The 12,015-nt window shown below is 55.3% G+C and carries 17 protein-coding genes; 11 read left to right on the top strand and 6 right to left on the bottom strand.

From position 1 onward, the window contains the following. Nucleotides 1-19: 19 nt before the first annotated feature. The 5 genes from EKL29_RS21610 (at nucleotide 20) to EKL29_RS21590 (ending at nucleotide 2,598) form a co-directional block, all read left to right on the top strand. A complete protein-coding gene (locus EKL29_RS21610; protein WP_003850179.1) occupies nucleotides 20-1,009 on the top strand; it encodes a DNA-directed RNA polymerase subunit alpha in 990 nt (329 codons plus the stop codon). 40 nt (nucleotides 1,010-1,049) lie between these two features. Beyond that, complete coding sequence (gene rplQ / locus EKL29_RS21605; RefSeq protein ID WP_120458461.1) at nucleotides 1,050-1,433, top strand: 50S ribosomal protein L17; 384 nt, start codon at nucleotides 1,050-1,052, stop codon at nucleotides 1,431-1,433. A 99-nt stretch (nucleotides 1,434-1,532) separates the two neighbouring features. After that, nucleotides 1,533-1,904 (top strand): DUF1992 domain-containing protein, encoded by a 372-nt coding sequence (locus EKL29_RS21600; RefSeq protein ID WP_126690695.1) that lies wholly within the window; start codon nucleotides 1,533-1,535, stop codon nucleotides 1,902-1,904. Continuing rightward, nucleotides 1,904-2,341, top strand: coding sequence for a Zn(2+)-responsive transcriptional regulator (gene zntR, locus EKL29_RS21595; protein WP_120458459.1), 438 nt, complete (start codon nucleotides 1,904-1,906; stop codon nucleotides 2,339-2,341). The genes EKL29_RS21600 and zntR overlap by 1 nt, the downstream gene beginning before the upstream one ends. 50 nt (nucleotides 2,342-2,391) lie before the next feature. Further along, complete coding sequence (locus EKL29_RS21590) at nucleotides 2,392-2,598, top strand: alternative ribosome-rescue factor A (protein ID WP_120458458.1); 207 nt, start codon at nucleotides 2,392-2,394, stop codon at nucleotides 2,596-2,598. A gap of 27 nt (nucleotides 2,599-2,625) precedes the next feature. On the opposite strand, the gene mscL is transcribed toward EKL29_RS21590, so the two are convergent. From mscL to def, 5 genes are all read right to left on the bottom strand, one after another. Beyond that, the gene (gene mscL / locus EKL29_RS21585; protein ID WP_120458457.1) at nucleotides 2,626-3,036 is read right to left on the bottom strand and encodes a large-conductance mechanosensitive channel protein MscL; all 411 of its coding nucleotides are present in this window, start codon (nucleotides 3,034-3,036) and stop codon (nucleotides 2,626-2,628) included. A 102-nt stretch (nucleotides 3,037-3,138) separates the two neighbouring features. Further along, complete coding sequence (gene trkA / locus EKL29_RS21580) at nucleotides 3,139-4,515, bottom strand: Trk system potassium transporter TrkA (protein ID WP_033752924.1); 1,377 nt, start codon at nucleotides 4,513-4,515, stop codon at nucleotides 3,139-3,141. Between the two features lie 19 nt (nucleotides 4,516-4,534). Continuing rightward, the gene (gene rsmB / locus EKL29_RS21575) at nucleotides 4,535-5,827 is read right to left on the bottom strand and encodes a 16S rRNA (cytosine(967)-C(5))-methyltransferase RsmB (protein ID WP_126690693.1); all 1,293 of its coding nucleotides are present in this window, start codon (nucleotides 5,825-5,827) and stop codon (nucleotides 4,535-4,537) included. A 47-nt stretch (nucleotides 5,828-5,874) separates the two neighbouring features. Further along, nucleotides 5,875-6,819 carry a methionyl-tRNA formyltransferase gene (gene fmt / locus EKL29_RS21570; RefSeq protein ID WP_126690691.1) on the bottom strand — a complete coding sequence of 315 codons (945 nt, stop codon included), beginning with the start codon at nucleotides 6,817-6,819 and terminating at the stop codon, nucleotides 5,875-5,877. Nucleotides 6,820-6,839: 20 nt separating this feature from the next. Beyond that, nucleotides 6,840-7,352 (bottom strand): peptide deformylase, encoded by a 513-nt coding sequence (def, locus tag EKL29_RS21565; protein WP_120458454.1) that lies wholly within the window; start codon nucleotides 7,350-7,352, stop codon nucleotides 6,840-6,842. A 116-nt stretch (nucleotides 7,353-7,468) separates the two neighbouring features. Between def and dprA the strand changes: the two genes are divergently transcribed. The 6 genes from dprA to EKL29_RS21535 are packed head-to-tail and all read left to right on the top strand — an operon-like array spanning nucleotide 7,469 to nucleotide 11,265. Continuing rightward, complete coding sequence (gene dprA / locus EKL29_RS21560) at nucleotides 7,469-8,593, top strand: DNA-protecting protein DprA (RefSeq protein ID WP_126690690.1); 1,125 nt, start codon at nucleotides 7,469-7,471, stop codon at nucleotides 8,591-8,593. Then, on the top strand, nucleotides 8,565-9,038 hold the full coding sequence (smg, locus tag EKL29_RS21555) for a DUF494 family protein Smg (RefSeq protein WP_033752918.1): 474 nt from the start codon (nucleotides 8,565-8,567) through the stop codon (nucleotides 9,036-9,038). The genes dprA and smg overlap by 29 nt, the downstream gene beginning before the upstream one ends. A 23-nt stretch (nucleotides 9,039-9,061) precedes the next feature. Next, nucleotides 9,062-9,607 carry a type I DNA topoisomerase gene (locus tag EKL29_RS21550; protein ID WP_120458452.1) on the top strand — a complete coding sequence of 182 codons (546 nt, stop codon included), beginning with the start codon at nucleotides 9,062-9,064 and terminating at the stop codon, nucleotides 9,605-9,607. A 9-nt stretch (nucleotides 9,608-9,616) separates the two neighbouring features. Beyond that, on the top strand, nucleotides 9,617-10,189 hold the full coding sequence (tsaC, locus tag EKL29_RS21545; protein ID WP_120458451.1) for an L-threonylcarbamoyladenylate synthase type 1 TsaC: 573 nt from the start codon (nucleotides 9,617-9,619) through the stop codon (nucleotides 10,187-10,189). A gap of 3 nt (nucleotides 10,190-10,192) precedes the next feature. After that, nucleotides 10,193-11,011, top strand: coding sequence for a shikimate dehydrogenase (gene aroE, locus EKL29_RS21540; protein ID WP_126690688.1), 819 nt, complete (start codon nucleotides 10,193-10,195; stop codon nucleotides 11,009-11,011). Beyond that, nucleotides 11,008-11,265, top strand: coding sequence for a DUF1488 domain-containing protein (locus EKL29_RS21535; protein WP_126690686.1), 258 nt, complete (start codon nucleotides 11,008-11,010; stop codon nucleotides 11,263-11,265). The genes aroE and EKL29_RS21535 overlap by 4 nt, the downstream gene beginning before the upstream one ends. On the opposite strand, the gene EKL29_RS21530 is transcribed toward EKL29_RS21535, so the two are convergent. Next, on the bottom strand, nucleotides 11,232-11,783 hold the full coding sequence (locus EKL29_RS21530) for a gamma carbonic anhydrase family protein (RefSeq protein ID WP_126690685.1): 552 nt from the start codon (nucleotides 11,781-11,783) through the stop codon (nucleotides 11,232-11,234). The two genes, EKL29_RS21535 and EKL29_RS21530, sit on opposite strands and share 34 nt — an antisense overlap. Nucleotides 11,784-12,015: the final 232 nt, after the last annotated feature.

Raw genomic sequence — 12,015 nt, 5'->3', positions numbered from 1 at the left:
GTACCAAAGAGAGGACACAATGCAGGGTTCTGTGACAGAGTTTCTAAAACCGCGCCTGGTAGATATCGAGCAAGTGAGTTCGACGCACGCCAAGGTGACCCTTGAGCCTTTAGAGCGTGGCTTTGGCCATACTCTTGGTAACGCACTGCGCCGTATTCTGCTTTCTTCCATGCCGGGTTGCGCGGTGACCGAGGTTGAAATTGATGGTGTACTGCATGAGTACAGCACCAAAGAGGGCGTACAGGAAGATATCCTGGAAATCCTGCTCAACCTGAAAGGGCTGGCGGTAAGAGTTCAGGGTAAAGATGAAGTCATTCTGACCTTGAATAAATCTGGCATTGGCCCTGTGACTGCAGCCGACATTACCCATGATGGTGATGTCGAAATCGTCAAGCCGCAGCACGTGATCTGTCACCTGACCGATGAGAACGCCGCTATCAGCATGCGTATCAAAGTTCAGCGTGGTCGTGGTTATGTGCCGGCTTCTGCCCGAATTCATTCGGAAGAAGATGAGCGCCCAATCGGCCGCCTGTTGGTCGACGCTTGCTACAGCCCTGTAGACCGTATCGCCTACAATGTTGAAGCAGCGCGTGTAGAACAGCGCACCGACCTGGACAAGCTGGTCATCGAAATGGAAACCAACGGCACAATCGATCCTGAAGAGGCGATTCGTCGTGCGGCGACCATCCTGGCAGAACAACTGGAAGCTTTCGTTGACTTACGTGATGTACGTCAGCCGGAAGTGAAAGAAGAGAAACCAGAATTCGATCCGATCCTGCTGCGCCCTGTTGACGATCTGGAATTGACTGTCCGCTCTGCTAACTGCCTTAAGGCAGAAGCTATCCACTACATCGGTGATCTGGTACAGCGTACCGAGGTTGAGCTGCTCAAAACGCCTAACCTGGGTAAAAAATCTCTTACCGAGATTAAAGACGTGCTCGCCTCACGTGGTCTTTCTCTGGGCATGCGCCTTGAGAACTGGCCGCCGGCAAGCATCGCTGATGAATAACCGGATCACAGGTTAAGGTTTCACTGAGAAGGATAAGGTCATGCGCCATCGTAAGAGTGGTCGTCAACTGAACCGCAACAGCAGCCATCGTCAGGCTATGTTCCGCAACATGGCTGGCTCTCTGGTTCGTCACGAGATCATCAAGACGACTCTGCCGAAAGCCAAAGAGCTGCGCCGCGTAGTTGAGCCGCTGATTACTCTTGCCAAGACCGACAGCGTAGCTAATCGTCGTCTGGCATTCGCCCGTACTCGTGATAACGAGATCGTGGCAAAACTGTTTAATGAGCTGGGCCCGCGTTTCGCGAGCCGTGCAGGTGGTTACACTCGTATTCTGAAGTGTGGCTTCCGCGCTGGTGACAACGCTCCGATGGCATACATCGAGCTGGTTGATCGTCCAGAAGCTCAAGCAGAAGCTGCAGAGTAATTTGTAGCATCGTAAAAAACCCGCTTCGGCGGGTTTTTTATTGCCTGAAAATTGTCTCGTCCGTTAAGCTCAATTAACTGGCTAAATCAGGAGGCGCTCATGTGGTTAATCGATCAGCTGGCTGAGCAGCATATTCGTGCGGCGCAGGAGAAAGGCGAACTCAGCGATCTGCCCGGCGAAGGTGCGCCGCTCGAACTGGATGACGACAGTCATGTACCGGCTGAATTACGCAGTGGCTACCGGCTACTGAAAAACGCTGGCTTTTTGCCGCCGGAGCTGGAAATGCGGCGCGAAGCGTTGGAAATTAGCGATCTGCTGCGCAATATCGATCCTGAAGATCAACGCTACCGTGAACAGAGCAAGCGTCTGCTTGTGCTGGAACTGCAGCTACGTCAGGCGGGTATGAGTACCGATTTTTTACAGGGCGCTTACGGCGAAGCGATCCGTGAACGCTGGTTAAAGGAGGAGTAGTGTACCGCATCGGGCAACTGGCAAAGCTGGCGAACGTTACCGTCGATACCATTCGTTTCTACGAAAAACAGCAGATGATGGAGCACGAGATCCGTACCGAGGGTGGCTTTCGGTTGTACAGCGAGAGCGATCTTCAGCGTCTTAAATTTATCCGCTTCGGCCGCCAGCTTGGCTTCGGTCTTGACGCCATTCGCGATCTACTCTCGATCCGTGTCGATCCCGCGCACCATACCTGCGAAGAATCGAAAGCGATCGTTCAGGCGCGTCTGGAAGAGGTGAATAAGATGATTAGTGAACTGCAAAACGTGCAGCGTTCGCTTCAGCGTTTGTCTGACGCCTGCTGCGGCACCGCGCACAGCAGCGACTATTGTTCGATACTGGAAGCGATCGAACAGGGAACGGAGCCCAGGCCGGAACACACTCATCTGCGGGATTGAATTTTACGGTAAAGAGAATATATTTACGCTGTCTAAACGAGGAGATGGTTATGAGTAAGTATCAACATACCAAAGGCGAGATTCGCGACAACGCAATCCAGGCTTTATTACACGACCCGCTGTTCCGCCAGCGCATTGAGCAGAAGCAAAAAGGCAAAGGCAGTTATCGGCGGAAAGATAAACATGCGAAACGTGGCGGTTGGGAGGCCAGTGATAAGAAGAGCGCTTATCACTGGCCTTCTGCTTTATGGGCATAAAAAAGCCGCCTCGCGGGCGGCTATGTTTTAGATTTTTCCGTTCTGCTGCTTCAGCAAATCGCGGATTTCACTCAGCAGCACCTCTTCGTTAGAGGGTTTCGCTACGGGTTTTTCGACTTCTTTCTTCTTATGCAGTTTATTCATCAGTTTGATGGCGATAAAAATAGCGAACGCCACAATGACGAAGTCGAACACAGTCTGAATAAATACGCCGTACTCCATTACGACTGGCGGCGTAGCGCCTTCGGCAGGTTTAAGCACCCATTTGAACTGTTTAAAGTCCACTCCGCCAATCAGTAGTCCCAGCGGTGGCATGATAATGTTTGCCACCAGTGAAGAGACAATTTTGCCAAACGCAGCGCCAATAATCACACCAACGGCGAGATCAACCACGTTGCCGCGCATTGCAAAATCACGAAACTCTTTGAAAAAACTCATACTTATCTCCTTGCCCTGGCCAATTTCTAAAGTCTAACAAACCTTTCGGCAATTGCCATCTAAGCGGCGGCATTTGTCGGAATAGTCTTGTCGCCGTTGCGCTTACAGAAAGAAAGGGCTTGGCTGAAACAGGCGCTCGACGTCCGGCACAAATTTTTTGTCAGTCAGGAACATAATGACATGATCGCCTTGCTCAATACGCAGGTTATCTTTGGCAATCAGCACATCCTCGCCGCGTACTACCGCGCCGATAAGCGTACCGGGCGGCAGTTTAATATCATTGATCATTCGTCCTACCACGCGCGACGTCGTTTCGTCGCCGTGAGCAATAGCTTCGATTGCTTCAGCGATGCCGCGTCGTAAAGAAGAGACGCCCACAATATCCGCTTTACGCACGTGACCTAACAGCGCCGAGATAGTGGCCTGCTGGGGAGAGATAGCGATATCGATCACGCTGCCCTGAACCAGATCGACATAGGCGCGACGCTGGATCAGCACCATCACCTTTTTCGCACCCATCTTTTTCGCCAGCATCGCCGACATGATGTTCGCTTCGTCATCATTAGTGACCGCAATAAAAAGATCGACCTGATCGACGTGCTCTTCCGCCAGCAGCTCCTGATCCGATGCGTCGCCATAGAAGACGATCGTATCCTGAAGCTGCTCGGCCAGTTCGGCAGCGCGGCGTGGATTACGCTCAATCAGCTTCACGCTGTAATTTTTTTCCAGCCGCTGCGCAAGGCCGAAACCGATATTGCCGCCGCCCACCAGCATGATGCGTTTATAGGGCCTTTCCAGACGCTGCATTTCGCTCATAACCGCGCGGATATTCTGACTGGCGGCGATAAAAAAGACCTCGTCTCCCGCTTCCACAATAGTCGAGCCTTGCGGACGAATAGGCCGATCCTGGCGGAAAATGGCGGCAACGCGGGTATCAATATGCGGCATATGCTCGCGTAGAATTGAGAGCGGATTACCCACCAGCGGCCCGCCATAATAGGCTTTGACTACTGCCAGACTCACCAGCCCTTCAGCGAAATTGACTACCTGCAGCGCGCCGGGGTACTGAATCAGGCGATAGATGTTCTCGATCACCAGCTGTTCCGGCGAGATAAGATGATCAATCGGCACCGCTTCGGGAATAAAGAGTTTTTCTGCGTCGCGCAGGTAATCCGCCGCGCGTATACGCGCGATGCGGTTAGGCGTATTAAACAGCGAGTAGGCTATCTGACACGCCACCATATTGGTCTCGTCAGAGCTGGTGACCGCAACTAACATATCGGCATCTTCTGCGCCTGCCTCGCGCAAAATACGCGGATGCGACCCGTGGCCCTGAACGACGCGCAAATCAAATTTATCCTGTAGCTGACGTAAGCGGTCAGGATCGGTATCAACTACCGTAATGTCATTGTTTTCGCCGACCAGGTTTTCCGCCAGCGTGCCGCCAACCTGACCGGCGCCAAGAATGATAATTTTCATTGCGTATCATGCTCTTTAGTTAGTGCGCTTTTACCAGCTTAGCGTAGAAAAACCCGTCACCGCCTTCAACCGTCGGGAAGACCTGCAGGCCGCTTGTTTTGCCGCCCGGCAACGCTTCAGCGCGCGCGTCGGCGTGGCGCGTCAAAAAGTCAGTAATCTGCGCTTCGTTCTCATCCGGCAGGACCGAGCAGGTTGCGTACAGCAACGTGCCGCCCGGTTTCAGATGCGTCCAGACCGCCTCGAGAATATCGCGCTGCAGCGCGGCCAGTTCAGCAATATCCCGATCGCGGCGCAGCCATTTGATATCGGGATGGCGACGCACAACGCCAGTGGCGGAGCAGGGCGCATCCAGCAAAATACGATCGAACTGACGATCGCCGCACCACGCCTCTGGCGTGCGTCCGTCGCCCTGTTTAACCTCTGCCTGCATATTGAGACGCTGCAAATTCTCGTTAACGCGCGTTAAACGCTGGGCATCCACATCGACCGCCATCACCTGAGCCTGCGGCGCGATCTCAAGAATATGCGTTGTCTTGCCGCCTGGCGCGGCGCAAAGATCGAGGATCTGCTCGCCATTTTCAGGCGCCAGCAGCAGGGCGCAGCGCTGCGCCGAAAGATCCTGAACGGTGACCCAGCCGTCAGCGAAGCCGGGCAGCTGGCCGACTGGAGCAGGGGTTTCAAGACGCAACGCATCCGGCGCCGTGTCGTCGGCCACCGCGGATTTTCCACTCTCGTTCAGCAGCGCCAGCCAGCTATCGCGGCTGTGATGCTGACGGTTGACGCGCAGCCACATTGGCGGGCGCTGGTTATTCGCTTCTACAATCTGCTGCCAGTTTTCCGGCCAGGCTTTTTGCAGACGCTGCAGCAACCAGGTCGGATGCAGATATCGCTGCGGCTGCTGGTCAACCTCTGCGATCAGCTCTTCCTGCTGACGCTGGAACTGACGCAGCACGCCATTAATCAATCCTTTGAGATTTGCGCGCTTAAGCGCTTCGGCGCCGGCGACGGTCTCCGCCAGCGCGGCATGAGGAGGTACACGCGTATAGAGCAGCTGATAGATGCCGACCATAATGAGGTAGTGCAGCACGCGCTGTTTGCCATTCAGCGGTCGTGCCATCAGCTTGCCGATTACGGCTTCGAGCTGCGGCAGCGTGCGCAGCACCCCGAAGCAGAGCTCCTGCACCAGCGCGCCATCTTTATCGGAGACTTTTTTTTGCGCGGCAGGCAGCACCGCGCTGAGCGATTCGCCCTTATCAATTACGCGCTCAATCAGTTGAGCGGCCAGGCTTCGCAGATTCGTTGATTTAGTCATTCGCGTTACGTCATTAAACAAAAAGCCCGGACAGAGCCGGGCTGGAGTCAGGCTAAAATGCGGCCTGGCGTGAACCACTCGCGACGCGAGTTAAGCAGATCCTGCGCTGACATCGCTTTTTTACCGGCCGGCTGCAGCAGCTGAAGATTCAAAACGCCTTCGGCAGTGGCGACCTGGATACCGTGCTTATCGGCCGCAACGATCTCGCCCGGCTGTTTTGCGACGTGCGGCAATACGGTTGCCTGCCACACTTTCACCGGCTGATCCTCAATCAGAAAATAGCTTACCGGCCAGGGATTAAAAGCGCGGATACAGCGTTCAAGCTGAGCGGCGGAGAGCTGCCAGTCGAGACGGGCTTCCTCTTTGCTGAGCTTCTCTGCGTAGTTAGCCTGCGCGTCATCCTGCTTCTCCGGCTGCGCGCGGCCGTCTGCCAGCTGAGAGAGCGTTTCCAGCAGCCCCTGCGGGCCGAGCTGAGCCAGCTTGTCATACAGCGTGGCGCTGGTGTCCTGCGCGGTGATCGGACAGCTAAGCTTATACAGCATATCGCCGGTATCCAGCCCGACATCCATCTGCATGATGGTCACGCCGGTTTCGCTGTCGCCAGCCCAGAGCGAACGTTGAATAGGCGCGGCGCCGCGCCAGCGCGGCAACAGCGAGCCATGCACGTTGATGCAGCCGAGACGCGGCATCGTCAGCACCGCCTGCGGTAAAATCAGGCCGTAGGCGACCACGACCATCACATCCGCCTGTAGATCAGCAACCAGCTGCTGATTTTCAGCGGGGCGAAGCGACTTCGGCTGAAATACCGGAATGGCGTGAGTTTGCGCCAGCGTTTTCACCGGGCTGGGCGTTAGCTTGTTACCACGACCAGCGGGGCGATCGGGTTGGGTAAAGACGCCGACAACCTGATGCTCAGAAGCAAGCAGCGCGTCGAGATGACGCGCTGCAAAATCAGGTGTGCCAGCGAAGATAATTTTCAGCGGAGCAGACACGGTTATCTCTTCTTTGGCCGTCAGGAAGTACGCGCGCTCTGGCGCGCCAGTTTTTCCAGCTTTTGCTTGATGCGTTGACGCTTCAGCGGCGACAGATAATCAATAAAGAGTTTGCCGTCGAGGTGATCGATTTCATGCTGAATACAGATAGCCAGCAAGCCGTCGGTTTCCAGTTCAAAGCTGTTGCCTTCGCGATCCAGCGCGCGCACTTTGACACGCTCGGCGCGCGGAACAAAGGCACGCTGCTCAGGAATAGAGAGGCAGCCCTCTTCGATACCGGTTTCGCCGCTTTTATCCAGTAGCTCCGGGTTAATCAGAACCAGACGCTCATCGCGGTTTTCCGACACGTCGATAACGATGATGCGCTGGTGGATATCCACCTGCGTTGCCGCCAGACCAATACCTTCTTCGGCGTACATGGTTTCAAACATATCGTCGACGATGCGCTGAATCTCAGCGTTCACTTCTTTCACTGGCGCCGCGATTTTGCGGAGACGATCGTCAGGGAAATGTAATACCTGCAAAACTGACATAAATATCCAGATCTGTATGCGATTAAAAAAAGATTATTGCTTCATATTGTAGACTTTTTGAGGCCTGATTGACAGCATTCACCCGCAGGAAGCGGCACGTAAAGCAGGGAGCAACTATGGGAAATATCGAGCGCTATTTGCGGCTTTCCGCCGTAACTGGCCTGACCGGAAAACGCTGGCTTGAGGCAGCGATAACGCTTAATAAAACAGAAGACGCCTCCTTAACCTTTAAAGCGGCCGGTCTGAACGAGCAGCAGATTCACCAGTTTTACCATCTTTCGTCACGTCAGATCGCTGCCACCGAAGCGTGGCTTGCCGAAAACGACGCTCACCATCTGGTGACCGCTTTAGACGACGGCTATCCCGCCGCTTTACGCGAGATTCACCGCTTTCCGCCGCTGCTTTACATAAAAGGCGAACCCGCTTTGCTCTCCTCAATGCAGCTGGCGGTTGTCGGCAGCCGTAACTGTTCGCACTATGGGCGGCAGTGGGGGGAATGGTTTTCCCAACAGTTGGCGCTGAGCGATCTGACCATCACCAGCGGACTGGCGCGCGGCATAGACGGCATCGCGCATCGCGCGGCGCTGGAGGCGCAGGGAAAAACCGTCGCGGTGCTGGGTAGCGGATTACAGCATATCTATCCAAAAAGTCATGGCGCGCTGGCAGCAGAGATTGTGGAGAAAGGCGGGGCGGTCGTTTCTGAATTTCCTCTTACGACGCCGCCCCATGCGCTCAACTTCCCGCGGCGTAACCGCGTTATCAGCGGCCTGAGCCGGGGCGTGCTGGTGGTGGAGGCGACGATTAAAAGCGGTTCGCTGGTTACTGCGCGCTATGCGCTGGAGCAAAACCGCAATGTCTACGCTTTGCCGGGCGCGCTGGGCAGTCCCGGCAGCGAGGGAACGCACTGGCTGATTCAGCAAGGTGCGCTGCTGGTGGCCCAGCCTGCCGATATAGTAGAAGATCTTCGCGCTGCGTTTAACTGGCTGCCTTTTACACAGCCGGAAGCAATATATTCTGGAGAGAGCGGCGATGCGCCATTGCCATTTGCTGAGGTGTTGGCTAACGTAGGTGATGAGGTTACACCTGTTGACGTCGTCGCTGAACGTGCCGGCCAACCTGTGCCAGTGATTGCAGCCCAACTGCTGGAGCTGGAGTTAGCAGGATGGATCGCAGCTGTACCCGGCGGCTATGTCCGATTGAGGAGGGCATGCCATGTTCGACGTACTAATGTACTTGTTTGAGACATATATCCACAACGAAGCAGAAATGCAGGTTGATCAGGATACATTGACTGATGACTTAACCGATGCCGGTTTTCATCGTGAAGATATCTACAATGCGTTGAACTGGTTAGAAAAGCTGGCAGATTATCAGGAGGGCCTGGTCGATCCGATTCTGCTAGCCAACGATCCGCTTTCAATGCGCATCTACACGGAAGAAGAAGGCCAGCGTTTAGATGCCGAATGTCGTGGTTTCCTGCTGTTCCTGGAGCAGATTCAGGTGCTCAATATGGAAACGCGCGAAATGGTCATCGAACGAGTCATGGCGCTCGACACGCTCGAGTTTGATCTGGAAGATCTCAAATGGGTGGTGCTGATGGTGTTGTTCAATCTCCCGGGATGCGAAAACGCCTATCAGCAGATGGAAGAACTATTATTCGACGTCAATGAAGGCATGCTGCATTAATTATCCGTTATGCAGCCATCGTTATGAGCAAATCAGCACTCTTCACCGTGCGTAAACAGGATCCCTGCCCCGCCTGCGGGGCAGATTTAGTTATCCGCAGCGGTAAACACGGCGCCTTTTTAGGCTGCACAAATTATCCAGCTTGCGACTATATTCGGCCGCTAAAAAATCAGGCTGACGGCCACATCGTCAAGGTGCTCGAAGGGCACGCCTGCCCGCAGTGTGGCGAGGATAAAGCGCTGCGTCAGGGACGCTACGGCATGTTCATCGGCTGTAGCCACTACCCTGAATGCGACTATAGCGAAGCGATAGATAAACCTGATGAAACCCTTATTGCCTGCCCGCAATGCCTGGAAGGCAAGCTGGTGCAGCGTCGTTCGCGTTACGGCAAGACTTTCCACGCCTGTAACCGTTATCCGGCCTGCCAGTTCGCCGTTAACGCTACGCCAGTCGCTGGCGTATGTCCGCACTGTCATTTCCCATTGCTGGTAGAGAAGAAAACCGCGCAGGGCGTAAAACGCTTCTGCGCCAGTAAAAGTTGCGGCAAGGCCGCCGCATCAGAGACTTAAGATAACATCATGCAAAAACACTCTTTTTCCGGTTCGCTGGAGGACTGCGTCGAACAGCTGCGTCAGCAGGCCGTTATTGCTTATCCAACCGAAGCCGTCTTTGGTTTAGGTTGCGACCCGGACAGTGAAAGCGCCGTAATGGCGCTGCTGGCATTGAAACAGCGTCCCGTTGAGAAAGGATTGATCCTTATCGCAGCCGATTATGCTCAGCTGGAGCGCTATATCTCTGACCGCGAGCTGACCGTCGAGCAGCGTGAACGCATGTTCGCTCACTGGCCTGGCCCGGTAACCTTTGTCGTGCCTGCCACGCCACAAACGCCGCGCTGGCTGACGGGTCGGTTTGATTCGCTGGCGATCCGCGTAAGCGATCACCCTGATGTACAGGCGCTCTGTCGCGCGTTTGGCAAGCCACTGGTATCGACCAGCGCTAACCTGTCGGGCGAAGAGCCTTGTCGTACTGTCGAGGCGGTCAGGGCGCAATTCGGCGAAGCCTTTCCGGTGCTGGTGGGTAACACCGGCGGACGGCAGAATCCGTCGGAAATTCGCGATGTGTTAACCGGCAACCTTATTCGTCAGGGCTAATGCATGGATCAGTTTGCGGTATTCGGCAATCCCATCAGTCACAGTAAGTCCCCTTTGATTCATCTCGCCTTCGCTGAGCAGACGGGTATTGAGCATCGTTATGGCCGCGTCTGCGCGCCGCTCGACGCCTTCCCGGACGCTATTGCTGCGTTTTTTGCTCAGGGCGGACGCGGCGCCAACGTCACCCTGCCTTTTAAACAACAGGCGTACGAATTTGCCGATGAGCTGAGTGAACGAGCCTCGCTCTCCGGCGCGGTGAATACCCTGAAAAAAGGCCGCGACGGGCGTATCCTGGGCGACAATACTGACGGCATTGGGCTACTGAGCGATCTTGAACGTCTTGCCTTGATCCGCCCGGGAGATCGCATTTTGCTGGTGGGAGCAGGCGGCGCGGCGCGCGGCGTAATCCTGCCGCTGCTCTCTGCGGGCTGCGCCGTGACGGTTGTTAACCGCACGCAGGCGCGCGCAGAGGAGCTGGCGCAGCTCTTCAGCCAGTATGGGGCGATTGACGCCTGCGGCTTTGAGCAACTGGCGGGGCGGACCTTCGACCTGGTGGTGAATGCGACGTCAAGCGGCGTAAGCGGCGAGGTTCCGCCACTGCCAGGCTCGCTGATAAATGCTCAGGTGCGCTGCTACGACATGTTCTATCAGGCTGGCGCGACGCCATTTCTGCAATGGTGCGAGCAACACGGCGCGCAGCAATATGCGGATGGCCTTGGCATGCTGGTGGGGCAGGCCGCGCACGCTTTCCTGCTGTGGCATGGCGTTATGCCGGAAATTGCGCCGGTTATTGCCCAGCTTAAACAGGCAATGCAGCTATGAATCAGGCTATTCAGTTTCCCGATCGCGAAGAGTGGAACGCTGATAAAGAGGCTGTCTGTTTTCCGGCGCTGGTCAACGGCATAGTGCTGACCTGCGCCATCTCTGCCGAAGCCCTGACTCAACGCTTCGGGCAGGGGGAGGCAATGGCCTTATTCACCACTCATCGCTGGGATTTGGAAGAAGAGGCGGAAGCGGCCATCATTAACGACGCGTTCGACGATCAGGAGTGGGTCTGGCTCGCATCCGCGAGATAGTCATCTTTCCAGCGAACATAGTTGTTAGCGGAGTAGAGTAAGCCCGCGATCTCCTGCTCGTTCAGCGGGCGCACTTGTCTGACCGGGCTGCCTAGATAGAGATAGCCGCTCTCCAGACGCTTGCCCGGCGGCACCAGACTGCCCGCGCCAATCATCACGTCATCTTCAATAATGGCGCCGTCCAGTACGATCGATCCCATTCCTACCAGCACGCGATTACCGATAGTACAGGCGTGCAGCATCGCTTTATGGCCGACGGTCACGTCATCGCCAATCGTTAAAGGAAAGCCCTGAGGGTTGCTGGCGGATTTGTGTGTAACGTGCAATACGCTGCCGTCCTGAATATTGGTGCGCGCGCCGATACGAACCTGATTTACATCGCCGCGTATCGCGACTAATGGCCAGACGCTGGCGTCATCCCCCAGAATGACGTCTCCGATAACGATGCTGGAAGCGTCGATCATGACGCGCTGACCGCACTGCGGGTAACTCTCTTTATAATGACGTAGGGCTGACATTCACTTTCTCCTTATCAGTTCACGTACAGACTGGGGCGGATCGCAGTGCCAGACAAGGGAAAAAGGCCTGCGATCGTTGAAGATCTCTGCAATGAGATGGATTTATCGCCAACCAGAAAAAAAGATCGAAAAAAGGGTTGTGCAATTAAATCGGATCCCTATAATGCGCCTCCACTGACACGGCACAACGGCTTACGAAGCGCGGTGTTCAGGAGGCTCAGGCAGCTGAGCC

The sequence above is a fragment of the Pantoea sp. YU22 genome, from assembly GCF_003970755.1.
In the GTDB taxonomy this organism is placed as follows: Bacteria; Pseudomonadota; Gammaproteobacteria; order Enterobacterales; family Enterobacteriaceae; genus Pantoea; species Pantoea piersonii.
This window is presented reverse-complemented; position numbering and strand designations above follow the sequence as displayed.

Bases quoted from the DNA above. Each gene is read 5' to 3' on its own strand.
- EKL29_RS21610 (WP_003850179.1), top strand. From the start codon at position 20: ATGCAGGGTTCTGTGACAGAGTTTCTAAAACCGCGCCTGGTAGATATC.
- EKL29_RS21530 (WP_126690685.1), bottom strand. From the start codon at position 11,783: ATGTCAGCCCTACGTCATTATAAAGAGAGTTACCCGCAGTGCGGTCAG.
- EKL29_RS21550 (WP_120458452.1), top strand. From the start codon at position 9,062: ATGAGCAAATCAGCACTCTTCACCGTGCGTAAACAGGATCCCTGCCCC.
- def (WP_120458454.1), bottom strand. From the start codon at position 7,352: ATGTCAGTTTTGCAGGTATTACATTTCCCTGACGATCGTCTCCGCAAA.
- tsaC (WP_120458451.1), top strand. From the start codon at position 9,617: ATGCAAAAACACTCTTTTTCCGGTTCGCTGGAGGACTGCGTCGAACAG.
- trkA (WP_033752924.1), bottom strand. From the start codon at position 4,515: ATGAAAATTATCATTCTTGGCGCCGGTCAGGTTGGCGGCACGCTGGCG.
- rplQ (WP_120458461.1), top strand. From the start codon at position 1,050: ATGCGCCATCGTAAGAGTGGTCGTCAACTGAACCGCAACAGCAGCCAT.
- EKL29_RS21535 (WP_126690686.1), top strand. From the start codon at position 11,008: ATGAATCAGGCTATTCAGTTTCCCGATCGCGAAGAGTGGAACGCTGAT.
- smg (WP_033752918.1), top strand. From the start codon at position 8,565: ATGTTCGACGTACTAATGTACTTGTTTGAGACATATATCCACAACGAA.
- dprA (WP_126690690.1), top strand. From the start codon at position 7,469: ATGGGAAATATCGAGCGCTATTTGCGGCTTTCCGCCGTAACTGGCCTG.
- mscL (WP_120458457.1), bottom strand. From the start codon at position 3,036: ATGAGTTTTTTCAAAGAGTTTCGTGATTTTGCAATGCGCGGCAACGTG.
- aroE (WP_126690688.1), top strand. From the start codon at position 10,193: ATGGATCAGTTTGCGGTATTCGGCAATCCCATCAGTCACAGTAAGTCC.
- EKL29_RS21600 (WP_126690695.1), top strand. From the start codon at position 1,533: ATGTGGTTAATCGATCAGCTGGCTGAGCAGCATATTCGTGCGGCGCAG.
- rsmB (WP_126690693.1), bottom strand. From the start codon at position 5,827: ATGACTAAATCAACGAATCTGCGAAGCCTGGCCGCTCAACTGATTGAG.
- EKL29_RS21590 (WP_120458458.1), top strand. From the start codon at position 2,392: ATGAGTAAGTATCAACATACCAAAGGCGAGATTCGCGACAACGCAATC.